The following is a 19,706-nucleotide window of genomic DNA, read 5'->3' as shown; positions in this document are numbered from 1 at the left end:
CCGGACGAGAAAGAGCCGGAAATCAGCAGGCCGAGATTACGTCAGAAATGGCTGTCCGGCTCCTCGCCCGCCTCTTCCTTCAGCTCGTGGCGCATCATCAGCGGGATTTGCGACAGAGCGTAGAGCAGCGTCAGCGGCAAAATGCCGAAGACCTTGAAATTCACCCAGACGTCGGTCGGAAAGCCGCGGCGCACGAATTCGTTGAGCGCGGCGAGGAAGAAGAAGAAGAGCGCCCAGCGCCAGGTGAGCTTGCGCCAGCCGGCGTCGTCCAGCCGAAAGGCGGATTCGAACACCGCCGGCAGCAGCAGCTTGTCGAACCAGAGCGCGCCGAGCAGCGCCGAGCCGAAGAGAGCGTAGAGGATCGTGACCTTCAGCTTGATGAAATTCTCGTCCTGCAGAAAAAAGGTCAGCGAGCCGAAGACGAGCACGAAGATCGCCGTGACCATCGGCATGGTCGGCAAATGGCGCGTGATGGAATAGGAGACGGCGAGCGTCGCCACCACGGCGACCATCAGCGCCGCCGTCGCCTGGAAGATGCCGAACTTCTGATTGACGATGAAGAACAGGACCAGCGGCCCCATCTCCAGCGCGAATTTCAGTCCCGGGTGAAGGCGCCTCTTGGCGGGCGCTGCGGTCTCTTGTGTCATGATTGCTGCTCGCCCGCCTCGGCGTCGGAGTCGAGCCCGGCGATGGCGCGGGCGAAATCGCGTGCGGTGAAAGGCTCGAGATCCTCCGAGCCTTCGCCGACGCCGATGAAGTGAATGGGCAGACCGTATTTCTCGGCGATGGCCACGAGAATGCCGCCGCGCGCCGTGCCGTCGAGCTTGGTCATCACCAGGCCGGTGACGCCGGCGGTCCGCTCGAAGGCGTCGACCTGGGCGATGGCGTTCTGGCCGACGGTCGCGTCCAGCACCAGAAGAACGGCGTGCGGCGCCTCGGGCTCGGCCTTTTTCATCACGCGGACGATCTTGGCCAGCTCCGCCATCAACTCGGCACGATTCTGCAGCCGGCCGGCCGTGTCCATCAGCAGAATGTCGGAGTCGCGCTCGCGCGCGGATTTGATGGCGTCGAAGGCGAGGCCCGCGGCGTCGGCGCCCTCCGGCGCGTAACAGACGGGCGAGTTGAGCCTTTCTCCCCAAATGCGGAGCTGCTCCACGGCCGCGGCGCGGAAAGTGTCGCCGGCGGCGAGCATCACCTTCTTGCCCTCGCCGGTCCATTTGGCGGCGAGCTTGGCGATGGTCGTGGTCTTGCCGGAGCCGTTGACGCCGACGACGAGCACGATGAACGGCTTCTTCGTCTGGTCCAGCTCGAAGGGGAGCGCGACGGGCTCGAGCACGCGCTCGACCTCCTCCGCCAGAATGGCGCGCACTTCGTCCGGGCCTATGTCCTTCTCATAGCGCGCGGCGCCGACCTTGCCGGCGATGCGCTGCGCGGCGGCGACGCCCAAATCGGCGCGGATCAGCACATCCTCGAGCTCCTCGAGGGTGAGCGCGTCGAGCTTGCGCTTGCTGAAAAGATCGGAAATGCCCTGGACGATGGCCTGCGAGGAGCGCGACAGCCCCCCGGTCAGCCGCTCCCACCAGGAACGCTTTTTCGGACGATCTGCGCCGGCTTCTTCGGCGGGCGTTCCTCCACGGCCGAACAGCCGCGCGAAGAGTCCCTTTTTTTCTTCGGCTTCGCTCATGGTACCTCGCGGTCGCGGCCGATTGCTACACCAGGGCGCGACGAAGGGCCAGCGGCGCGTTTCGCCGCCGCGGGGTTGAAGCGGCCGAATGGCGGCTCGATATGACACGCGGGGGGCTGGCCTCGAACGACCCGGGGTCGTCGCAGTGACAGCCGGCGCAGCCTGGATCGACGTCTCGGAGAGGCGATCCGGCCGATTTTTCTTCGGAGACGGCGAAACCGCAGCGGCCATCGCCGCCGCCAATTGGGCGCGGTCGCCGCTCGGCCTGCCGCAGACTTGGCCGAAGCGCCTGCGCGTCGCGCTGGAGATTTGCCTCAACAGCGCCTTTCCCATCGCCATCTTCTGGGGCGCCGATCTCTGCCTCCTCTATAACGACGCCTATCACGGCCTGCTCGCCGACAAGCATCCGCGCGCGCTCGGCCGGCCGGCCCGCGAGGTGTGGCCGGAGATTTGGGACGTCATCGGCCCCATGCTGGAGGGCGCGCTCACCAATGGCGCGCCGACGCGCTCGGAAGATCTGCAGCTGCACATGATCCGCAACGGCCGCCGGGACGAGGGCTATTTCACCTTCTCCTACAGCCCGATTCCCGATGACGACGGCGGGATAGGCGGCGTCTTCTGCCCGGTGGTGGAGACGACGGACCGCGTCATCGGCGAGCGGCGGCTGCGCACGTTGCGCGACCTCGCCGCGCTGAGCCGCGCCGAGGACGAGGGCGAGGCCTGCCGCCTCGCCGCCAGCGTGCTCGCCGTCAATGGCTATGACCTGCCCTTCTCCGTCATCTATCGCTTCGATCACGAGCGCGGCGAGGCCGAGTTGATGGCTGCGACCGGCGCGCGGCCGGGCGGCCGCGTCGCGCCGCTGCGCATCCCGCTCGGCGATCCCGATCCGGTTCGCGGCGACATATGGGGCCTCGCCGAGGTCGCGCGGCTGACGCCGGGCCGTGTCGCGATACGCGCGATCGACGCGCGCTTCGGCGAGCCGCCCTGCGGCCCCTGGCCGGCCGCGCCGGACGAGGCCGTGCTCTTTCCCATCGTGCTGCTCGGCCAGGACCGCGCCGCCGCGGCGCTGATCGCCGCCATAAATCCGTTCAAGCGGCTGGACGCCGCCTATGCCTATTTCCTCGATCGCGTCGCCGCGAAGATCGCCTCCTCCATGACCGACGCCCGCGCCTATGCGGCCGAGCGCGAGCGCGCGGAGGAAATCCGCGTGCGCGAGCTGGCGCTGCAGCGAACCGAGGCGGAGCTGCGCGAGGCGCAGAGGCTCGGCCGCATCGGCAGCTGGCGCTGGAGCGGCCGCCATGACGACCGCGGCGGCGCCTCGCCCTATATCGCGCATATTTTCGGCCTCGACCCCGATGCGCCGCCGCCGAGCTTCGCCGAGCAGAAGGGCCTGCTCTACGCGCCCGCCGATTGGGATCGGCTCGACGCCGCGACCCGCGAGACCTTGCGCACCGGCGAAGGCTTCGAGCTCGATCTGCCCGCGCATCGCGCCGACGGCGTCGCCATTCATGTCACCATTCGCGGCGAGGCGGTGCGCGACGAGCGCGGCGCCATCGTCGGATTGCGCAGCACGATTCAGGACATCACCGAGCGCAAGCACGCGCAGGAGCGCGTCGAGCTGCTGCTGCGCGAGGTGACGCATCGCGCCAAGAATCTCCTCACCGTCGTGCGCGCGGTGGCGCGGCAGACGGCGCGGCGCGACTCTCCGCTCGCTTTCTCGCAACGCTTCGATCAGCGCATAGCGGCGCTCGGCGCGAGCCATGATCTCTTGGTGCAGAACGAATGGCGCGGCGTCGAGCTGCATGCGCTGACGCGCTCGCAGCTCGCCCATTTCCGCGATCTCTTCGGCTCGCGCATCTGCATCGAGGGGCCGACGACGGTGGTGAGGCCGGCGGCGAGCCAGGCCATCGGCATGGCGCTGCACGAGCTCGCCACCAACGCCGGAAAATATGGCGCGCTCTCCAATGACTCGGGCGTGGTGCGCATCGCCTTCGGCGTCATCGGCGACGGCGATGCGCCGCATTTCGAGATGGAATGGCGCGAGAGCGGCGGCCCGCCCGTCGTCGCGCCCAAGCGCCACGGCTTCGGCCATATGGTGATTCTACAAATGGCCAAACACGCGCTCGGCGGACAGGTCACGCTCGATTATGCGCCGAGCGGCGTCGTCTGGAAGGTGAGCGCGCCGCTCGACAATGTCATCGAGCCCGCGCAAGGAGAGGATTAGATGAAGGGTAACGAGCCCATCCGCATTCTCGTCGTCGAGGACGAGCCGGCCATCGCCGCCGATCTCTGCTTCGTCGTCGAGGAGGTCGGATATGAGATCGGAGGGACGGCGAGCTCGGTGGACGAAGCCTTGAAGCTGCTCGAGGACGCGGACATAGACGGCGTGATCCTCGACGCCAATCTACGCGGCGCCAGCAGCGCCGCCATCGCCGACGCGCTGAAGGCGCGCAATCTGCCCTTCTTCGTGCTGTCGGGCTATCTGCAGCGGCAATTGCCGGAGCCGCTCTGCGGCGCGCCCTTCCTCGCCAAGCCCTATGATCAGGACGAGCTGACCTCACGCATACGCGCTCTCGGGCGGTAGAGCGAAGATGAGCCCGGGCGCGGCCGAGGCGCCCGAAACCGAGCGCCTCGCGCCATGATCGTCAATGATGATGATGATGATGGTGGTGGTGGTGGTGATGGTGGTGATGATGATGGTGATGGTGGTGATGATGATGGTGATGGTGATGGGGACCCGGATGGGCCGAGGCGGCGAGCGGAGCCATGGCCACGGCGAAACCCAGAGCCAGCACGGCGATGAACTTCTTCGTCATAATCGATCTCCTCTATGAGGGGCGTCCACGGCGCGGGACGGCGCCATGACAATGCCGCGGCCAAGATGAATAAATGCCGAACGAACCGCCGCGGCGCCCAACATAGCGGCGCCGAGCCCGAAACCAAAGCTTGTCGCAGCGCCGGCCGCCGTCCCAAAATACGCAGGCCGATCCCCTATCGCGCACAATCGGGAGCTTCTATGACGAGCGGAGCCCCAATGCCGCGCCCCAAGGATTTATCGATGCCGATCTGGAAGCCCGACCTCGATCGCCAGAAAAACGCCATTCTCACCCGCTTCGCGCAATCCATCGAGGCGACGAGGCCCTTCGCCGAGAGCTTCGACTATGACGGGCTCTATCGCTGGAGCCTCGCCCATTCGCCCGAATTCTGGTCTGCGATCTGGGACTTCTGCGGCGTCATCGGCGAGAAGGGCGAACGCGTTCTCATCGACGCCGATAAAATGCCCGGCGCGCGCTGGTTCCCGGACGCCCGGCTGAATTTCGCGGAAAATCTGCTGCGCCCGCGCCCGGCGGAGACAGAGGCCATCGTCTTCTGGGGCGAGGACAAGGTCGAGCGGCGTCTCACCTTCGGCGAGATCGTCGCAAAGGCGGGCGCGCTCGCCGCCTTCTTCCGCGCTCAGGGGGTCGAGCCCGGCGACCGCATCGCCGCCTATATTCACAATGGGCCGCAGGCGATCATCGGCATGCTGGCGGCCGCCTCGCTCGGCGCGGTGTGGTCCTCCTGCGCGCCGGAATTCGGCGTGCAGAGCGTGCTCGACCGCTTCGGCCAGATCGCGCCGCGCATTCTCATCGCGGTGGACGGCTATTTCTACAAGGGCAAGACGCTCGATCGCGCCGATAATATTCGCGAGATCGCCAGCAAGCTGCCGACCGTGCAGAAAATCCTCGTCGTTCCCTATACCAGCGAGTCGCCCTCGCTCGACGGCCTCGCCAATGCGCTGCTGCTGCCGCAGGCGATCGCCGCGCATGAAGGCGCAGCGCTGCGCTACGAGCGCCTGCCCTTCGACCATCCGCTCTACATCATGTTCTCCTCCGGCACGACGGGCGCGCCCAAATGCATCGTGCACGGCGCCGGCGGCACGTTGCTGCAGCATTTGAAGGAGCATCGGCTGCAGAGCGACATAAAGCCGGGCGACCGCTTCTTCTACGCCACCTCCACCGGCTGGATGATGTGGAACTGGCTGGCGAGCGGCCTCGCCAGCGAGGCGACGCTGCTGCTCTATGACGGCTTCTTCAACGCCGGCAAGGATGGCGCGATATTGCTCGACTTCGCCGCCAAGGAGAAGGCGACCTTCTTCGGCACCTCGGCCGGCTATTTGAAGCAGATCGAGAAGCAAGGGCTGAAGCCGCGCGAGAGCCACGATCTTTCCACCGTGCGCAGCATCGCCTCCACCGGCTCGCCGCTGCTGCCGGACAGCTTCGATTATGTCTATCGCGACTTCAAAACGGATGTGCAGCTCGCCTCGATCAGCGGCGGCACCGACATCGTCTCCTGCTTCGTCGGCGGCAATCCGTGGAGCCCGGTCTATCGCGGCGAGATTCAATGCGCCGGCCTCGGCATGGCGGTGCAAGTGTGGGACGAGGACGGCAAGCGCGTCGCCGGCCATGAGGGCGAGCTCGTCTGCACGCAGCCCTTTCCTTCGATGCCGATCTATTTCTGGAACGACGCCGACGGCGAGAAATATCGCAAGGCTTACTTTTCGGAACATCCGGGCATTTGGCGCCATGGCGATTTCGCCACGCAGACCGAGCACAAGGGATTCCTCATCCATGGCCGCTCGGACGCGACGCTCAATCCGCAAGGCGTTCGCATCGGCACGGCGGATATCTACAATATCGTCGAGCGCCTGCCGGAGATTCTCGAATCTCTCGCCATCGATCAGGAATGGGAAGGCACGACGCGCATCGTGCTGTTCGTGAAGACGCGCGAGGGCGCGGAGCTGGACGACGCGCTCGCCGCGCGCATCAAGCGCGAATTGTTCGAGAAGGCCTCGCCGCGCCATGTGCCTTCGGTCATCATCGAGGCGCCCGATCTGCCGCATACGCGCTCCGGCAAGCTCGTCGAGCTCGCGGTGAAGGAGATCGTGCATGGGCGGCCGGTGAAGAATGTCGGCGCGCTCTCCAATCCCGAAGCGCTCGAATTTTTCGCAAATCTTCCGCAGCTCGCGGACAAGGGCCGATAGGACCGTGATGCAGACATTGGGACGCATCGTCATTCTGGTGAACGACTATGACGAGGCCGCGAATTTCTATCGGGACAAGCTCGGCCTCGACACGCTTTTCGACGCAGGCGAAGGCGCCCGACGCTTCCTGCATCTCGGTTTCGGTGAGGGCGGCGTCTGGCTGCTGCTCGCCGATAGCGCCGAAGCGCGCGCGCGAGTCGGAAACCAGACTGGCGGTCAGCCCGTCGGAGTGGTCTACACCGACGATATTCATGGCGATTTCGCACGTCTTGCCGACAAGGGCGTGAAGATCGCGGAATCGGTCCAGAGCGACGAAGGATCGTTCCATTTTCGTTTCCATGACCTCTACGGCAACCAATGGGTGCTCGTGCAATTGGACGCCTCGGCGCGTTGATCGACGGCGCGCGAGCGTCGGATCGTCACGAAAGCGCGCTATCTATTCGCCTCATTGCCTCGAATAACGATGGCCTCGAATCTGATGGACAGGAGCCGCGAAGATGAAGATCGACGAAGTGCTCGAGACCGCCTATGCGATGCCGCTGACCAATCCCGCCTATCCGCGCGGACCCTATCGTTTCTATAATCGCGAATTCATCGTCATCACCTATCGCACCGACATCGACGCGCTGCGCGCGGTGGTGCCGGAGCCGCTCGAGGTGGACGAGCCCATCGTCAAATACGAGTTCATCCGCATGCCGGACTCGACCGGCTTCGGCGACTATACCGAGAGCGGCCAGGTGATACCGGTGCGCTTCAACGGTCAGAAGGGCGCCTATGTCCACGCCATGTATCTCGACGATGACGCGCCCATCGCCGGCGGCCGCGAGCTGTGGGGCTTTCCGAAAAAGCTCGCCTCGCCCAAGATCGAGCATGACGGCGACGTCATTCTCTGCACGCTGAAATACGGCCCCGCCCTCTGCGTCGAGGCTTCGGTCGGCTACAAGCATCGCATATTGGAGACGGCGCCGATCGCCGAGGCGATCCAGCAGCCGAATTTTCTTTTGAAGATCATTCCCCATGTCGACGGCTCGCCGCGCGTGCTGGAGCTGGTGCGCTATCACATGACCGATGTGGTGGTGAAAGGCGCCTGGGCCTCGCCGGCGGCGCTCGCGCTGCATCCGCATGTCGCCTGCGACGTCGCCCGCCTGCCGGTGCGCGAGATTATTTCGGCGACGCATTTCACCGCCGATCTCACGCTCGCGCTGGGCGAGGTCGTGTTCGATTATCTGGATCGAAAATAGCCGCGCTCAGGCGTCTTTGCGCTCGGACGCGCGCGCCAGCAGAATCTTATAGGCGATATCGAAATAATCGGGGAGCGGGCAGCGCGCGACGCTCTCCCCGCGCAGGAGGATCGCCGGAATCCAGGCGGCGCCGAGGCCGGCCTCGACTTGCGCCAGCAGCGCTTCCGCCGAAGCGCTCTCGCAGATCGGCGGATCGCGCAATCCTATTCCATGCGCGGCGAGCATTGCGGCGATGCGCGCGCCATAATGCGTGCCCGGCGCATAGACCATGAGCCGCCCGATAAGAGAGTCGCCCTCCAGCGCTACGAGGCTCTCGCCGCCGCGGCGCTGCGCGAGGATCAGGCGATCCTCGCCGATCGCCTCGAGCGCGAGCCCGGCGAGATGATCGGCGTCGCCGAAATCGGGAACCATGGCGAGATCGCCATGGCCGCGCTTGACCGCCTCTATGCAGCCGGAGACGGAGGCGACGACGACGGAGTAATTGCGCAGTTCATGTTTTATCAACCAAGGCGACAGAAAGGTCGCCGCCAGCGTGTTGGTCGCGTAGATGCGCAGCGCCTTCTCCAAATGGCTGGACACGGAGAGCACGGCGCGGCGCGCATCATAGATTTCGTCGCGCAGACGATGCGCGCGCGCCAAAAACTCTTCGCCCGCCGGCGTCAGCGTCACCGGGCGACGCTCGCGATCGAACAACGGCGCGCCGAGCCAATCCTCCAGCCGCTGCATGCGGCGGCTATAGGCGGATTGCGTCGTGCCGCGCGCCTGCGCCGCGCGGGTGAAATTGCGCGTCTGGCAGAGCGCCAGGAAATCGTCGATCCACTGCAGCTCCATGATGCGAGAAATGCATCATCGGATCGAAATTGACAATTGGACCGTCCCACAGCTCCGCGCCATATGCTCGGCATGGCGAAGCAGGGGCGGAACATGGAAGCGCTGCTGACGATATTGGAGAAGGACGAGGGCGCGGGCTTCGCGTTGCTGCCGCGCAGCGTGCGCCTGCTGGCCGCGCCACAGGAAGCGCGCGCCTTCTGCGAGTTCGAGGTGGTGAGCGGAAACGCGGCCTATCGCGAGGGCGAGCGTTTCTATCTCACGCAAGCGAAAGCGCGGCGCGCCTATCCTTCGACTCCGCTGCTGGAGCAAGGCCGTGACGCCGCCCCCGCGACAATTGCGCGCTCGCGATAGCGCCCGGCGCAACTGGACATACGCGGATCAAATTACAATTATCTCTGTCGATGAGACAAGTTCACCGCCTCGGGCGCGCTCAATGACGAGCTTTCGCTTCACGCTGCAAGCCCAATTGACGCTGTTCATCGGCGCGTTTCTGGCGATCGTTCTGGGGCTGGCGCTGCTGTCGGCGCTGAGCCTGCGCGCGGTCGACGCCAAGACGGACGCGCTCGCCTCGAAATGGGTCGACGGAACGCGCATTCTCGGCGAATTGTCGGACCGCGTGTCGGAGTTCAGGATCGCGGAGACCTATCGCGGGCTGGCGGAGACGGAAGAAGACCGCATCGCCGCAGAGCGGCGCGCCGCCGAGCATCGCCGCGTCATCGACGCGCTTCGGCGCGAGTATCTCGATCTGTTCGGCGCGGAGCCGCGTCCCGACCTCGCCAAATTCGAGGCTGCGCTTTCCGCCTATCTCATCGCCCATGACGCCTGGATGGCGCGCGCGCCAGACGCCGCCTCGATCCGCGACGCGAGCGACGTCATGGCTCTGCACGAGCTCTACAGGACGACGGACGAAGCCGCCGACGCCACGATCGACGAGCTTCGATGGTCTGCGCATGCGGAAGCGGAGACGGCCGCGCGCGTGACCGAAGGCGCGCTGAAGGTCACGATGCTCGCCTCGGCGCTCGCCCTCGCTCTGGCGATCTGGCTGCTGTTTCGCATCAAGGAGCGGATCACGCGCCCGCTCGCCGCGATCACCGCCGCGCTCACCGAGCTGGCGGAGGGCAAGCGCTATGTCGAGGTTCCCGAGATCGGCCGCGACGACGAGATCGGCGTGATGGCGAAATCGCTCGACGTGTTCCGCGCCAATGCGCAGGCGCTTGAGCGCGCGCATGAGGCGACGCGCGCCGCGCAGGAGCATGCGCAAATTCTCGCGCGTCAGGATTCGCTCACCGGCCTGCCCAATCGTCGCATGCTGGTCGCCGATCTCCACGCCGCGATCGAGCGCGTCGAGGACGGCGCCACCTCTTGCGCTCTGCTCTTCGTCGATCTCGATCGATTCAAGCCGATCAATGATCTCGAGGGCCATCGCTTCGGCGACGCCGTGCTCTGCGAGGTGGCGCGACGCCTGCGCCAAGCCTCGCGCAAGAACGACGTCGTCGCGCGTCTCGGCGGCGACGAATTCGCGATTTTGATGGAGATGACTCCGGCGACTCATGCCGATCAGGCGATGCGCGTCGCCGGCCGCGCGCTCGCCGCCATAGCGGAGCCGATCGAGATCGGCGAGCGGCGCGTGGAGCTCAGCGCCAGCGTCGGCGTCTCGCTATGCCCGGAGAACGGCCTCGACGTCAGCACTCTGCTGCGCGCCGCGGATATTGCGATGTATCACGCCAAGCGCGACGGACGCGGCCTGTTCCGCTTCTTCGAGCAGAGCATGGATGAAGATCTGCGCCGGCGCGCCGAGCTCGAATCCGCCTTGAAGAAAGCCGTCGCCGCCGGCGACATCCGTCCCTTCTATCAGCCGCTCGTCGATCTGCGCGACAATCGCGTCTATGGCTTCGAGGTGCTGGCGCGCTGGACGCACGACAGGCTCGGCTCCATCCCGCCGGACGTCTTCATTCCGCTGGCCGAGCAGATCGGCGTCATCGCCGATCTCACCTGGTCGGTGGTGCGGCGCGCCTGCCGCGAGGCGCTGCAATGGGGCGCCCAAGTGCGGCTATCGGTCAATGTCTCGCCCATGCAGCTGAAAGATCCGCTGCTCGCCTCCCGCCTGCTGTCGACGCTGGAGGAGGAGATGTTTCCGCCGTCGCGTCTCGACGTCGAGATCACCGAGAGCGCGCTCGTCGACGATGTCGACACGGCGCGCGCGACGCTCGCGGCGCTGCAGGCGGAAGGCGTGCGCATCTCGCTCGACGATTTCGGCTCGGGCTATTCGAGCCTCTATCATCTGCGCGCCTTCCATTTCGACAAGGTGAAGATCGATCGCTCCTTCGTGCTGGCCATGCAGCACGACGAGGAAGCCGGACGAATCGTCGACGCGATTTTGAGCCTGCTGAAGCATCTCGGCGTGACGACGGTGGCCGAAGGCGTCGAGACGGCGGATGTGCTGCGGCGCCTCGCCGAGAATGGCTGCGAGATCGGCCAGGGATTTTATTTCGGCAAGGCGATGCCGATCGGCGACGCCAGCAAGCTGCTGCGCCGCCGACGCTCCGACCGCCGCGTGGCCTGAGGCCCTTCCTTTTTTTAGTCTCGCGGAATGACGCCGGTCGCCATGCGGCCGAGATCGCCGACCGCGCCCGTGACCGTGTCGACCGCACGCTGCATGAAGCCGGGCTGCTCGCTCGGCGGAGTGGGCGGCGGCGGAGCGGCGGCCGGCGCTTCCGCCACGGGAGCGGGCGCGGCGATGGGAGCGGCGGCGGCGGGAGCAGCGCCGGGCTTGGTCTCGGGCTTGGCCTTGGCGGGCTTCGCCTGAGCAGTCGGCTTGACGGGCGCCGCGGCGGGCGGCTTGGCCTGAGCGGCGGGCTTGGCCGGCGGCGGCGCAGGCTGCGCGGCATGGGACGGCTTGGGCTGCGGCGCCGGCTTGGCGGCATGGGCCTTGGCCGCGGGCGGCGGCGCGGCGACGACAGGCTCGGGAGCCGGCGGCTCGGCGACCGGCGGCTCAGCGACTGCCGGCTCGGCGACGATGGGCGCGGCCGGCGGCGGCGCCTTGGGCGTTGGAATGACGCGAATCGGCGCAGCATTCGGAGCGGCGAGCGGAACCGCGTTGGCGGCCGGCGGGCTCAACGCCCCTTCCGGCAGAGCCGATGGCGCACGCGCCGGGGCGGGCGCGGCGGCGGCCGGCTCCTCGGCGGCGGCGGGCGCCTCTGTCTCCGGCGCGGCTTCCGCGGCGGCGGGAGCCGGCTCGGCGCCCATGGCGCCCTCGGCATTGCCCGTGGCGGCGGGCTCGGCGGGGTCGATGGACTCGCGCTGGGTCGCCGAAACGAGAGGCTCGTCCTCTACATCGCCGGGCATGAAAACCATGGCGATGGCGCCCAAGCCGACCACGAGAATGACGACGGCGACGGCGATCAGCCAACCGCGCCCACTTCGACGAACCTCGCCGCGCGCGCTCTGCGAATCCTCCGCCTTCGGCCGGCGCCGCGCGCGCATCTGCCGATCGACCTCGCTCGGCGCCCGCACGGCCTCCGGCTTGGCGGCGGCGGCGGCCGGCGGCGGGTCGGCGGGATGATCCAGCCGAAGATGAGCCGGCGGCTCCTCCTCCGGCTGCGGGCCGGTGTGACGCAACAGCTCCTTGAACTCCTCGAACTCGGCGATGAGCTTCTCGTCGGCGGGCGCGTTCATCTTCCAGTCCTCCGATTGCGTCGGCGCGTCGGTCCAAAGCCCGCGACGCTCGACGCCATCATTCGCGATTTTCGTCGATCGCGGCCTTCACGAATATTCGCGAAACACCCCTCTCGGCATGAAATTTCCATTGCGGCCTTCGCCGCGCTCCACCAGGAATAGAGAGAAATGTGGCCGATCTTTGCCACGAGCCGCCGATCGCCGCGGCGCCCGCGGGCGGCACGGAGCAATTTCCTGCGAAAAACAGCGCGTGGGCCGGTCCGCTCAGACGAGCTGCTCCTTCAATTGCGCCGTTCCCGTGACGCCGATCGCGTCATAATGCTCGTCGAGAAACGCCTTGCCGGCCTCGCGGCCGATATCGAACAGCGAGCGCAGGAAATCATAATCGGCGTCGAGCTTGGTGTCGGCGCCGAAGCGCTTCATCGCCGCGCCGCCCTCGACCAGATGCAGCAGCACCTTCTTATAATGCGTGCCCTTCAGCCGTCCGGCGTCGATGAGACGAGCCACGAAGTCGATGGCGCGAAACTCGTGCAGGAGCGAGGCGTTGAAGGTGATCTCGTTCAGCCGGTCCATGATCTCCTGCGAGGTGCGCGGAATCTCGTCGCGCTCGACCGGATTGATCTGCACCAGAATAATGTCGCGACAATCGGTCTCCGTGTAGAGCGGAAACAGCGCCGGATTGCCCATATAGCCGCCGTCCCAATAGGCCTCGCCCTCCACCTCCACCGCCTGGAACAGAGTGGGCAGGCAGGCGGAGGCCATCAGCATGTCTATGGTGAGCTCCGGCCGGCGGAAGATGCGCACCTTGCCGGTGCGCACATTGGTGGCCGAGATGAACAGCTTCAGATTGTCGGTGGCGCGCAGCGCCGGAAAATCGACGAGCCCCTCGATGAGATCGCGCAGCGGATTTATGTCGAGCGGATTGAACTCATAGGGCGAGAAATAATTGGCGGCGTTCTGGGCGATCGTCTTGCGCAGCTTCAACGGATCCCAGAAGCCGAACACCATGTCGCAGAGCTCGCGCTGCGCCTTGCTGAGCTCGCCGCCGAGGCTGACCGTCCGCCAGAACTCCTGGAGCTGCGCGCGGGCGCGCGCCGGGCCGCCCTCGCGCAATCCATCCGCATAGACGACGGCGTTCATCGCGCCGGCGCTGGCGCCGCTGATGCCGATGACGTCCAGCCGCCCATCCTCGAGAAAAGCGTCGAGCACGCCCCAGGTGAAGGCGCCATGGGCGCCCCCGCCCTGCAAGGCCAGAGTGACCTTCTTCTTTTCGTCGGTCATCCCGCGGTCCAGCCGCCGTCGATGGAAATGTTGGAGCCGGTGATCTGCGCCGCGGCGTCCGAGCACAGGAACAGGACGAGCGCGGCGATCTGATCGACGGTCACGAACTCCTTGGTCGGCTGCGCCTGCAGCAGCACGTCATTGATGACCTGCTCGCGGGTGAGGTTGCGGGCCTTCATCGTGTCGGGAATCTGCTTCTCGACCAAAGGCGTCCACACATATCCGGGCGAGATGCAATTGGCGGTGACGCCATAGGTGGCGAGCTCCAGAGCCACCACCTTGTTGAGCCCGGCTATGCCGTGCTTGGCGGCGACATAGGCCGCCTTGAAGGGCGAGGCGACCAGCGAATGCGCCGAGGCGGTATTGATGATGCGGCCCCAGCGGCGCTTCTTCATGCCCGGCGTCGCCGCGCGGATGGTATGGAAGGCCGAGGAGAGGTCGATCGCGATGATCTGATTCCATTTCTCGATCGGGAAATCCTCGATCGGCGAGACAAATTGTATCCCGGCGTTGTTGACGAGAATATCCACCGAGCCGAGCTTCGCCTCGGCGTTCTGGATCATGGCGGCGATTTCTTCCGGCTTGGTCATGTCGGCGCCGTCGTAAATGGCGGTGACGCCGAACTCCGTTTCTATGGCGGCGCGCTCCTTCTCGATCTCGGCGGCGTCGCCGAAGCCGTTGAGGACGACATTGACCCCCTCCTTGGCGAGGGCGCGGACGACGGCGAGGCCGATGCCGCTGGTGGAGCCGGTGACGACGGCGTTGCGTTTGGCGAGAGACATTCGCGCTCCTTGGTGAAAACGCGCCGACCAATGGCGCCGGAACTCATGCGTCGGGACGCAATCTAGCGTCTCGACGTCGAGGGAACATGACGCCGCGCGCCGTTCACTGGCTCGCCCATAATATGCGGGCGATCCAGCTCACCTCCTCCTTGGGCAGCACGCGGTCCGGGTAGGCGGGGTTGAAGGATTTCAGTTCCACCGTGCGGGCCGTCTGGCGCTTCAGCTCCTTGGCGAGGACCTCGCCGGCGGTGGTCTTCACCACCACGCGGTCGCCGCGGCGCACCGGCGCGGCCGGCGAGACGATGACAATGTCGCCGTCGCGATAGAGCGGGGCCATGGAGTCGCCGGAAATCTCGAGCGCATAGGAATGCTCGTCGGCGTCGGCGAAGACGTCGATCTCGTCCCAGCCCGTGCCGGTGGCGAAGCCGGCGTCGTCGAAATAGCCGCCGACCCCGGCCTGGGCGAGGCCGATGAGCGGGCGGGCGCTTCGCGTCGGCCGCTGCCCCTTGGCCAGGACCAGAGACATGAACTCGTCCAAGCTCGCGCCGGTCGCCTGCAGAACCTTGGCGATCGATTCGGTCGAGGGCCAGCGCAGCCGCCCATCGGCGGTCTGCCGCTTGGAGCGGTTGAAAGTGGTCGGGTCCAGCCCGGCCTTGCGGGCGAGGCCGGAGGCGGTGAGGCCATAGCGCTCGCCGAGCGCGTCCAGCGCCGCCCAGATTTGCGCATGCGTCAGGATCTCAGCCATTGGCGGACCTCATTCCTAGCGCTAGGAATAGAACAGTCGCCCGCGCTCCGCAATTCGAGATTTGCCCGGGAGCCAAATCTCCATTGCTGCGCGCCGCGGACTTTTTTTCGCCGGAAACTCTCGCATTTTCAGCAAATTCCAAGAGCCGCCCGGCAAGGCTCCATTGACCATGTCGCGAGGCCCGCCTATCTTGGAGCGATCGTGACCCAGCAGAGCGACAAAACACGGCAGTATGGACAGACGGCGGCGACGCTGCTCGTCGCCTATCTGCTCGTTCTGCAGGGACTGGCCGCGGGCCTCGTCGTCGGCGCCCGCGCCGGACAGAGCGCCCTCGGCAGCGCGATCTGCGTCACCGCCAAGGCGGTGGATGAGCGCTCGCAAGGGCCGCGCGCGCCCGCGCATGGAATGGACGCCTGCTGCGTCCAGCATTGCACGGGGCTCGACGGCGGCGTCATCGGCGGCTTCGCCGAGCTAGAGCCGCCGCGCTCGCCCGAGGCGGGAATTCTCCTGCCTCTGCGCGAGTCCGGCGGTCATAAACGTCTCGCCCAACTTCCTGTCGGAGCGCGCGCTCCGCCCGTCCTCGCCGTCTGAACGCAGCCGAGAGGCTGCGCCGCTGGCGCGCACTCTCGTTCCCGTCCCCCGGGCGGAGCGAAGGCGCATCCCCCAGAAGACAATAGCGAATTCGTGATCGACTCCACATGCGCCGCGATGCGCGGGGATCGACTCGAAAATCGCTCGAGAGGCCGAGTCGAGACAATGGATTACGATATTGCCCCCCGCGAGGGACGACGCGCCGCGCGAGCCGCGCCCGTCCAGGAACAGCCCAATGCGCCGGCGCGCCGCCGGATCGAGGTGCTGGAGACTTATTTCGGCGCCGATGGCCGCCCGGTGAAGCGCAAGAGCATTGGCGCGGCGCGCGTCGCCCGCCGCTATGACGAGCGCGGCAATAAGGTCGAGGAGGCCTATTTCAACGCCGACGGCAAGCCGACCCTGCGCAAGGGCCTCGGCGTCGCCAAGATCGCTTGGCGCTATGACGAGAGAGGCCGCCAGATCGACGCCTCCTTCTTCGACGCCGCCGGCGAGCCGGTCCAAAAGGGCGCCGCGGCGCGCGACCGGGCGCTCGCCGACGCCTGAACGGCTCTCCACAAAGAGGATCGAAGACGCAGGGCGGCCGAAAGGCCGCCCTCGGCGTTTCAGGGGGTTAGCCGTTCACGATCGCGATGGCGAAGCCGTCCCAGCCCTTGGAGCCGACCGTCTGAATGGCGGTCGCCGTGACGCGGGGCTCGGCGGCGATCGCCTCGAACAAAGCGCGCGCGCCGGCGGCGTTGGCGTCCGTCCCGGCGAGCACAGAGCCCTCCCGCACGACATTGTCGACGATGATGAGGCTCCCCGGCCGCGCGAGCGTCAGCGCCCAGGCGAAGTAATTGGCGTTATTGGGCTTATCGGCGTCGATAAAGGCGAGGTCGAAGGGAGCGGCCGCCTCTGCCGCGAGCTTGGGCAGCGTGTCCAACGCCGCGCCGACGCGAATCTCGACGCGGCTCGCGAGACCGGCCTTCGCCAGATTGGCGGCGGCGACATCGGCGTGCTTTTGCTCGAGCTCCAGCGTCACCAGCCGGCCGCCCTCGGGCAGAGCGCGCGCCAGCCATATGGTGCTGTAGCCGCCGAGCGCGCCCACCTCGAGAATGCGCTTCGCCCCTATGGAGCGCGCCAGCAGATGCAGCAGCTTGCCCTGCGGCGGCGAGACGTCGATCGCCGGCAGGCCGGCGGCCGCATTGGCGGAGAGGGCCGCATCGAGAGCGGCGTCGGCGCCGATCAGCCGATCGGCGATATAGGCGTCGACCTCACCCCAGGCTTGCGATGACATTCGCCCCTCCTCCGCGCGCGACCAAAGGAAGAGGCTCGGCGTCAGACGCCGAGCTTCTTCTGCAGATTGGTCGAGGACGTCGTGTATTGGAACAGCAGCTTCTTGTCCGGGAAGATGTAGCGATGCGCCTTCTGCGCGGCCAGCGCCGCCTCGTGGAAGCCGCAGAGAATGAGCTTCAGCTTGCCCGGATAGGTGTTGATGTCGCCGATGGCGAAAATGCCGGGGTGATTGGTCTCGAACTTCTCCGTGTCCACGGGAACGAGATTCTCGTGCAGGTTGAGGCCCCAATCCGCCACCGGGCCGAGCTTCATCGTCAGGCCGAAGAAGGGCATCAGGCGATGCGCCGACACCACCGTGTCGACATTGTCATTGCCGCGGATCGTCACCGAGGAGAGCTCGCCGTCGGCGCCCTCGATCGCCGTGACCTGGCCGAGACGGAAGTCGACCCGCTTGGCGGCGATATGCTCCTGCAGCGCATTGACCGAATGCGGCGCGGCGCGGAACTGGTCGCGGCGATGGACGAGCGTCAGGCTCTTGGCGATGGGCTGCAGATTGAGCGTCCAATCCAGCGCCGAATCGCCGCCGCCGACGATGACGACGTCGCGGTCGCGGAAATCCTCCATGCGGCGCACCGCATAGAAGACGGATTTGTTCTCATAAGCGTCGATGCCGGCGATCGGCGGCTTTTTCGGCTGGAAGGAGCCGCCGCCCGCCGCGACGAAGACCACCTTGGCCTTGAACTTCGTGCCGGCGTCGGTCGTCACCTCGAAGGAGGGCTGCTCGGGCGTGCCGGTGGGCGTCAGCGTCTCGACCATCTCATTGAAATGGAAGGTCGGATTGAAGGGCTTGATCTGCTCCAGCAGATTGTCGGTGAGGCCCTGGCCGGTGACGAGCGGATGGCCGGGAATGTCGTAGATCGGCTTCTCGGGATAGAGCTCGGAGCATTGGCCGCCAGCGCGCGGCAGAATATCGATGACATGGGCTCGAATATCGAGAAGGCCCAATTCGAAAACCGCGAACAGACCGGCCGGGCCGGCCCCGACGATCAGCGCGTCGGTCTCGATTGTCTCAGTCATTGTCCATCCTTCGCCGCGTTCGAAACGAAATTTCGCGAGGGCGGGGCGACTCTCGTCGGATCGAAACGCGCCGAGCGCGCTTCGATCGACCATGGCCGCCGCCATCGAAACAGGCAGGCCGGCGCGGCCAGCTCCGGTCGAAGCCCGATCCCTTCACGGCCATGGTCTATAGCATCCGCGCCGTCATGCAAATGTCTTCGGGAGGGCAAAACGGACGCCAAAAAAAACGCCGCGGCGGGGCGGCGTTTTGGTCCCTCGAATACGGCGCCTTCGCCCGGCGGACGCTCAGCCCTGCTGCGAGGGCGTCGTCACCACGAGACCGTCGAGCTCCGGCCGCACGGTGATCTGGCAGCTGAGGCGCGAATTGGGCTTCACGTCGAAGGCGAAGTCCAGCATGTCCTCTTCCATCTGCGAGGGCTTGCCGGCCTTCTCGACCCAGGCCTCGTCGACATAGACATGGCAGGTGGCGCAGGCGCAGGCGCCGCCGCATTCGGCCGGAATCTCGGGGATATCGTTGCGGCGCGCCGTCTCCATGACGGTGGAGCCCGTCTCGCCCTCGACCGTGCGGGCCTGACCATGCGAATCGACGAAAGTGATCTTCGCCTTGGTCGGAGCGCCGCCGCCGGGCTCGGCGCCATAGCGGTTCGCTTGGTCGTAGAGGCTGGTCTTCACCATGGTGCTCTGTCTCTTCCGTTGACGTGTCGGCGCGCCTGCCGCTGGCGCAAGTTTCGGCGGGCCGCCGAAGTCCCTCGCCCGAAGCTTCGGCCCGACGCTCGTCCTATCGCGCGATCAGTTATCATCGGCAGAGCGGGCGCGCTAGTCTTTCCTCGAGCCCGCGACGGGGTGATGTCAAACCTGCGCCGCGGCCCAGCGCACGATCTGCCCGACGGTCGCGGTCAGCGCCTCGTCCAGCGCCTGCGTCGCCGCCGCGCCAGTGGAATGGGGCGCCGGCGCGCGGCTCGAGAACACGCGGCCCTGGCCCACCGGCGCGCCGCGCGAATCGAGCATTCTGGCGGCGATCTCGACCACCGCCTCAGAGGTCGTCACATCGATCTCGAAGCGGCGAATCTCGGTCGAGAGCACATGGTCCGCGATCATTCCGGCGCGCACGACCGAGCCGGCGCGGCGGCCGATGTCGAAGCCGGCGATGAGCCGCGCCTGCACGAGCCGCGGCAGCCGATCCACCCATTGCGCCTCGGCGAGATTGGCGACCTCGTTCGGCCCGGTGCGCACGACGATGCGATCGGAGTCGATGGGCTGCACCGCCTGCGGCTCGGCGACGGCGAGCGTGCCGCGCAAGGGCCGCGCCAGCGCGCGCCCAACATCGCCGGGACCGCCGAGATCGAAGCTCTCGCGCTGCGGCGCGCCGCCGCAAGCCGCGAGCGCCAGAGCGGCGAGCAGAATGAGGGAGAGCGACGCTCTCGACGGCGTCATGGACCGATCCTTCCCGCTGATCGCGCGCGACGCCGCGGCGCTTTCCACAGTGATTCCAAGCTTACTCGAACGT

21 protein-coding genes are annotated in these 19,706 nt (G+C 66.7%); 10 read left to right on the top strand and 11 right to left on the bottom strand.

Annotated features, from left to right (window positions below; translation table 11 throughout):
- Window positions 1–41 precede the first annotated feature (41 nt).
- Both ACT53T_RS15070 and ftsY read right to left on the bottom strand, forming a co-directional pair.
- Window positions 42–647, bottom strand: coding sequence for a septation protein A (locus ACT53T_RS15070; protein WP_476161814.1), 606 nt, complete (start codon window positions 645–647; stop codon window positions 42–44).
- Complete coding sequence (ftsY, locus tag ACT53T_RS15065) at window positions 644–1,927, bottom strand: signal recognition particle-docking protein FtsY (protein WP_476161813.1); 1,284 nt, start codon at window positions 1,925–1,927, stop codon at window positions 644–646. The genes ACT53T_RS15070 and ftsY overlap by 4 nt, the downstream gene beginning before the upstream one ends.
- Here ftsY and ACT53T_RS15060 point away from each other — a divergent pair.
- The 6 genes from ACT53T_RS15060 (at window position 1,830) to ACT53T_RS15035 (ending at window position 7,945) form a co-directional block, all read left to right on the top strand.
- Window positions 1,830–3,908: a sensor histidine kinase gene (locus ACT53T_RS15060; protein WP_476161812.1), complete on the top strand. Its 2,079-nt coding sequence runs from the start codon at window positions 1,830–1,832 to the stop codon at window positions 3,906–3,908. The genes ftsY and ACT53T_RS15060 overlap by 98 nt on opposite strands.
- Window positions 3,909–4,268: a response regulator gene (locus tag ACT53T_RS15055; protein WP_400766617.1), complete on the top strand. Its 360-nt coding sequence runs from the start codon at window positions 3,909–3,911 to the stop codon at window positions 4,266–4,268.
- Between the two features lie 64 nt (window positions 4,269–4,332).
- Window positions 4,333–4,518 (top strand): hypothetical protein, encoded by a 186-nt coding sequence (locus ACT53T_RS15050; RefSeq protein ID WP_476161811.1) that lies wholly within the window; start codon window positions 4,333–4,335, stop codon window positions 4,516–4,518.
- A gap of 224 nt (window positions 4,519–4,742) precedes the next feature.
- Window positions 4,743–6,704, top strand: coding sequence for an acetoacetate--CoA ligase (locus ACT53T_RS15045; protein ID WP_476161810.1), 1,962 nt, complete (start codon window positions 4,743–4,745; stop codon window positions 6,702–6,704).
- 7 nt (window positions 6,705–6,711) lie between these two features.
- Complete coding sequence (locus ACT53T_RS15040) at window positions 6,712–7,098, top strand: VOC family protein (RefSeq protein WP_476161896.1); 387 nt, start codon at window positions 6,712–6,714, stop codon at window positions 7,096–7,098.
- Window positions 7,099–7,201: 103 nt separating this feature from the next.
- Window positions 7,202–7,945, top strand: coding sequence for an acetoacetate decarboxylase (locus ACT53T_RS15035; protein WP_476161809.1), 744 nt, complete (start codon window positions 7,202–7,204; stop codon window positions 7,943–7,945).
- A 6-nt stretch (window positions 7,946–7,951) separates the two neighbouring features.
- Here ACT53T_RS15035 and ACT53T_RS15030 read toward each other — a convergent pair whose 3' ends face one another.
- Window positions 7,952–8,776, bottom strand: a complete 825-nt coding sequence (locus tag ACT53T_RS15030; RefSeq protein WP_476161808.1) for a LysR family transcriptional regulator — start codon at window positions 8,774–8,776, stop codon at window positions 7,952–7,954.
- 36 nt (window positions 8,777–8,812) lie between these two features.
- On the opposite strand from ACT53T_RS15030, the gene ACT53T_RS15025 reads away from it, so the two are divergent.
- Window positions 8,813–9,127 (top strand): hypothetical protein, encoded by a 315-nt coding sequence (locus ACT53T_RS15025; protein WP_400766605.1) that lies wholly within the window; start codon window positions 8,813–8,815, stop codon window positions 9,125–9,127.
- An 82-nt stretch (window positions 9,128–9,209) separates the two neighbouring features.
- Window positions 9,210–11,339, top strand: a complete 2,130-nt coding sequence (locus ACT53T_RS15020; RefSeq protein ID WP_476161807.1) for a putative bifunctional diguanylate cyclase/phosphodiesterase — start codon at window positions 9,210–9,212, stop codon at window positions 11,337–11,339.
- 14 nt (window positions 11,340–11,353) lie between these two features.
- Here ACT53T_RS15020 and ACT53T_RS15015 read toward each other — a convergent pair whose 3' ends face one another.
- From ACT53T_RS15015 to ACT53T_RS15000, 4 genes are all read right to left on the bottom strand, one after another.
- Window positions 11,354–12,451 carry a hypothetical protein gene (locus ACT53T_RS15015; protein ID WP_476161806.1) on the bottom strand — a complete coding sequence of 366 codons (1,098 nt, stop codon included), beginning with the start codon at window positions 12,449–12,451 and terminating at the stop codon, window positions 11,354–11,356.
- A gap of 264 nt (window positions 12,452–12,715) precedes the next feature.
- Entirely contained in the window at window positions 12,716–13,732 is a 1,017-nt protein-coding gene (locus ACT53T_RS15010) for a patatin-like phospholipase family protein (protein ID WP_476161805.1), read from the bottom strand.
- Entirely contained in the window at window positions 13,729–14,514 is a 786-nt protein-coding gene (locus tag ACT53T_RS15005; RefSeq protein WP_400766594.1) for a 3-hydroxybutyrate dehydrogenase, read from the bottom strand. Before ACT53T_RS15005 ends, ACT53T_RS15010 begins: the two co-directional genes overlap by 4 nt.
- 103 nt (window positions 14,515–14,617) lie before the next feature.
- On the bottom strand, window positions 14,618–15,259 hold the full coding sequence (locus tag ACT53T_RS15000; protein ID WP_476161804.1) for a S24 family peptidase: 642 nt from the start codon (window positions 15,257–15,259) through the stop codon (window positions 14,618–14,620).
- Window positions 15,260–15,460: 201 nt separating this feature from the next.
- Here ACT53T_RS15000 and ACT53T_RS14995 point away from each other — a divergent pair, with 201 nt between their 5' ends.
- On the top strand, window positions 15,461–15,850 hold the full coding sequence (locus ACT53T_RS14995; RefSeq protein WP_400766590.1) for a hypothetical protein: 390 nt from the start codon (window positions 15,461–15,463) through the stop codon (window positions 15,848–15,850).
- A gap of 165 nt (window positions 15,851–16,015) precedes the next feature.
- A complete protein-coding gene (locus ACT53T_RS14990) occupies window positions 16,016–16,393 on the top strand; it encodes a hypothetical protein (RefSeq protein ID WP_400766588.1) in 378 nt (125 codons plus the stop codon).
- 67 nt (window positions 16,394–16,460) lie between these two features.
- Here ACT53T_RS14990 and ACT53T_RS14985 read toward each other — a convergent pair whose 3' ends face one another.
- From ACT53T_RS14985 to ACT53T_RS14970, 4 genes are all read right to left on the bottom strand, one after another.
- Complete coding sequence (locus tag ACT53T_RS14985; protein ID WP_476161803.1) at window positions 16,461–17,123, bottom strand: O-methyltransferase; 663 nt, start codon at window positions 17,121–17,123, stop codon at window positions 16,461–16,463.
- A 41-nt stretch (window positions 17,124–17,164) separates the two neighbouring features.
- Window positions 17,165–18,199 (bottom strand): NAD(P)/FAD-dependent oxidoreductase, encoded by a 1,035-nt coding sequence (locus ACT53T_RS14980; RefSeq protein WP_026191173.1) that lies wholly within the window; start codon window positions 18,197–18,199, stop codon window positions 17,165–17,167.
- Window positions 18,200–18,484: 285 nt separating this feature from the next.
- A complete protein-coding gene (locus tag ACT53T_RS14975; RefSeq protein WP_024879018.1) occupies window positions 18,485–18,874 on the bottom strand; it encodes a 2Fe-2S iron-sulfur cluster-binding protein in 390 nt (129 codons plus the stop codon).
- A 174-nt stretch (window positions 18,875–19,048) separates the two neighbouring features.
- Entirely contained in the window at window positions 19,049–19,633 is a 585-nt protein-coding gene (locus ACT53T_RS14970; RefSeq protein WP_036290186.1) for an ABC-type transport auxiliary lipoprotein family protein, read from the bottom strand.
- Between the last annotated feature and the right edge of the window lie 73 nt (window positions 19,634–19,706).

The organism is Methylosinus sp. DMC45 (genome assembly GCF_056313885.1).
This window is presented reverse-complemented; position numbering and strand designations above follow the sequence as displayed.

Bases quoted from the DNA above. Each gene is read 5' to 3' on its own strand.
- ACT53T_RS15070 (WP_476161814.1), bottom strand. From the start codon at position 647: ATGACACAAGAGACCGCAGCGCCCGCCAAGAGGCGCCTTCACCCGGGA.
- ACT53T_RS15055 (WP_400766617.1), top strand. From the start codon at position 3,909: ATGAAGGGTAACGAGCCCATCCGCATTCTCGTCGTCGAGGACGAGCCG.
- ACT53T_RS15050 (WP_476161811.1), top strand. From the start codon at position 4,333: ATGATGATGATGATGATGGTGGTGGTGGTGGTGATGGTGGTGATGATG.
- ACT53T_RS15045 (WP_476161810.1), top strand. From the start codon at position 4,743: ATGCCGATCTGGAAGCCCGACCTCGATCGCCAGAAAAACGCCATTCTC.
- ACT53T_RS15040 (WP_476161896.1), top strand. From the start codon at position 6,712: ATGCAGACATTGGGACGCATCGTCATTCTGGTGAACGACTATGACGAG.
- ACT53T_RS15035 (WP_476161809.1), top strand. From the start codon at position 7,202: ATGAAGATCGACGAAGTGCTCGAGACCGCCTATGCGATGCCGCTGACC.
- ACT53T_RS15030 (WP_476161808.1), bottom strand. From the start codon at position 8,776: ATGGAGCTGCAGTGGATCGACGATTTCCTGGCGCTCTGCCAGACGCGC.
- ACT53T_RS15020 (WP_476161807.1), top strand. From the start codon at position 9,210: ATGACGAGCTTTCGCTTCACGCTGCAAGCCCAATTGACGCTGTTCATC.
- ACT53T_RS15015 (WP_476161806.1), bottom strand. From the start codon at position 12,451: ATGAACGCGCCCGCCGACGAGAAGCTCATCGCCGAGTTCGAGGAGTTC.
- ACT53T_RS15010 (WP_476161805.1), bottom strand. From the start codon at position 13,732: ATGACCGACGAAAAGAAGAAGGTCACTCTGGCCTTGCAGGGCGGGGGC.
- ACT53T_RS15005 (WP_400766594.1), bottom strand. From the start codon at position 14,514: ATGTCTCTCGCCAAACGCAACGCCGTCGTCACCGGCTCCACCAGCGGC.
- ACT53T_RS15000 (WP_476161804.1), bottom strand. From the start codon at position 15,259: ATGGCTGAGATCCTGACGCATGCGCAAATCTGGGCGGCGCTGGACGCG.
- ACT53T_RS14990 (WP_400766588.1), top strand. From the start codon at position 16,016: ATGGATTACGATATTGCCCCCCGCGAGGGACGACGCGCCGCGCGAGCC.
- ACT53T_RS14985 (WP_476161803.1), bottom strand. From the start codon at position 17,123: ATGTCATCGCAAGCCTGGGGTGAGGTCGACGCCTATATCGCCGATCGG.
- ACT53T_RS14980 (WP_026191173.1), bottom strand. From the start codon at position 18,199: ATGACTGAGACAATCGAGACCGACGCGCTGATCGTCGGGGCCGGCCCG.
- ACT53T_RS14975 (WP_024879018.1), bottom strand. From the start codon at position 18,874: ATGGTGAAGACCAGCCTCTACGACCAAGCGAACCGCTATGGCGCCGAG.
- ACT53T_RS14970 (WP_036290186.1), bottom strand. From the start codon at position 19,633: ATGACGCCGTCGAGAGCGTCGCTCTCCCTCATTCTGCTCGCCGCTCTG.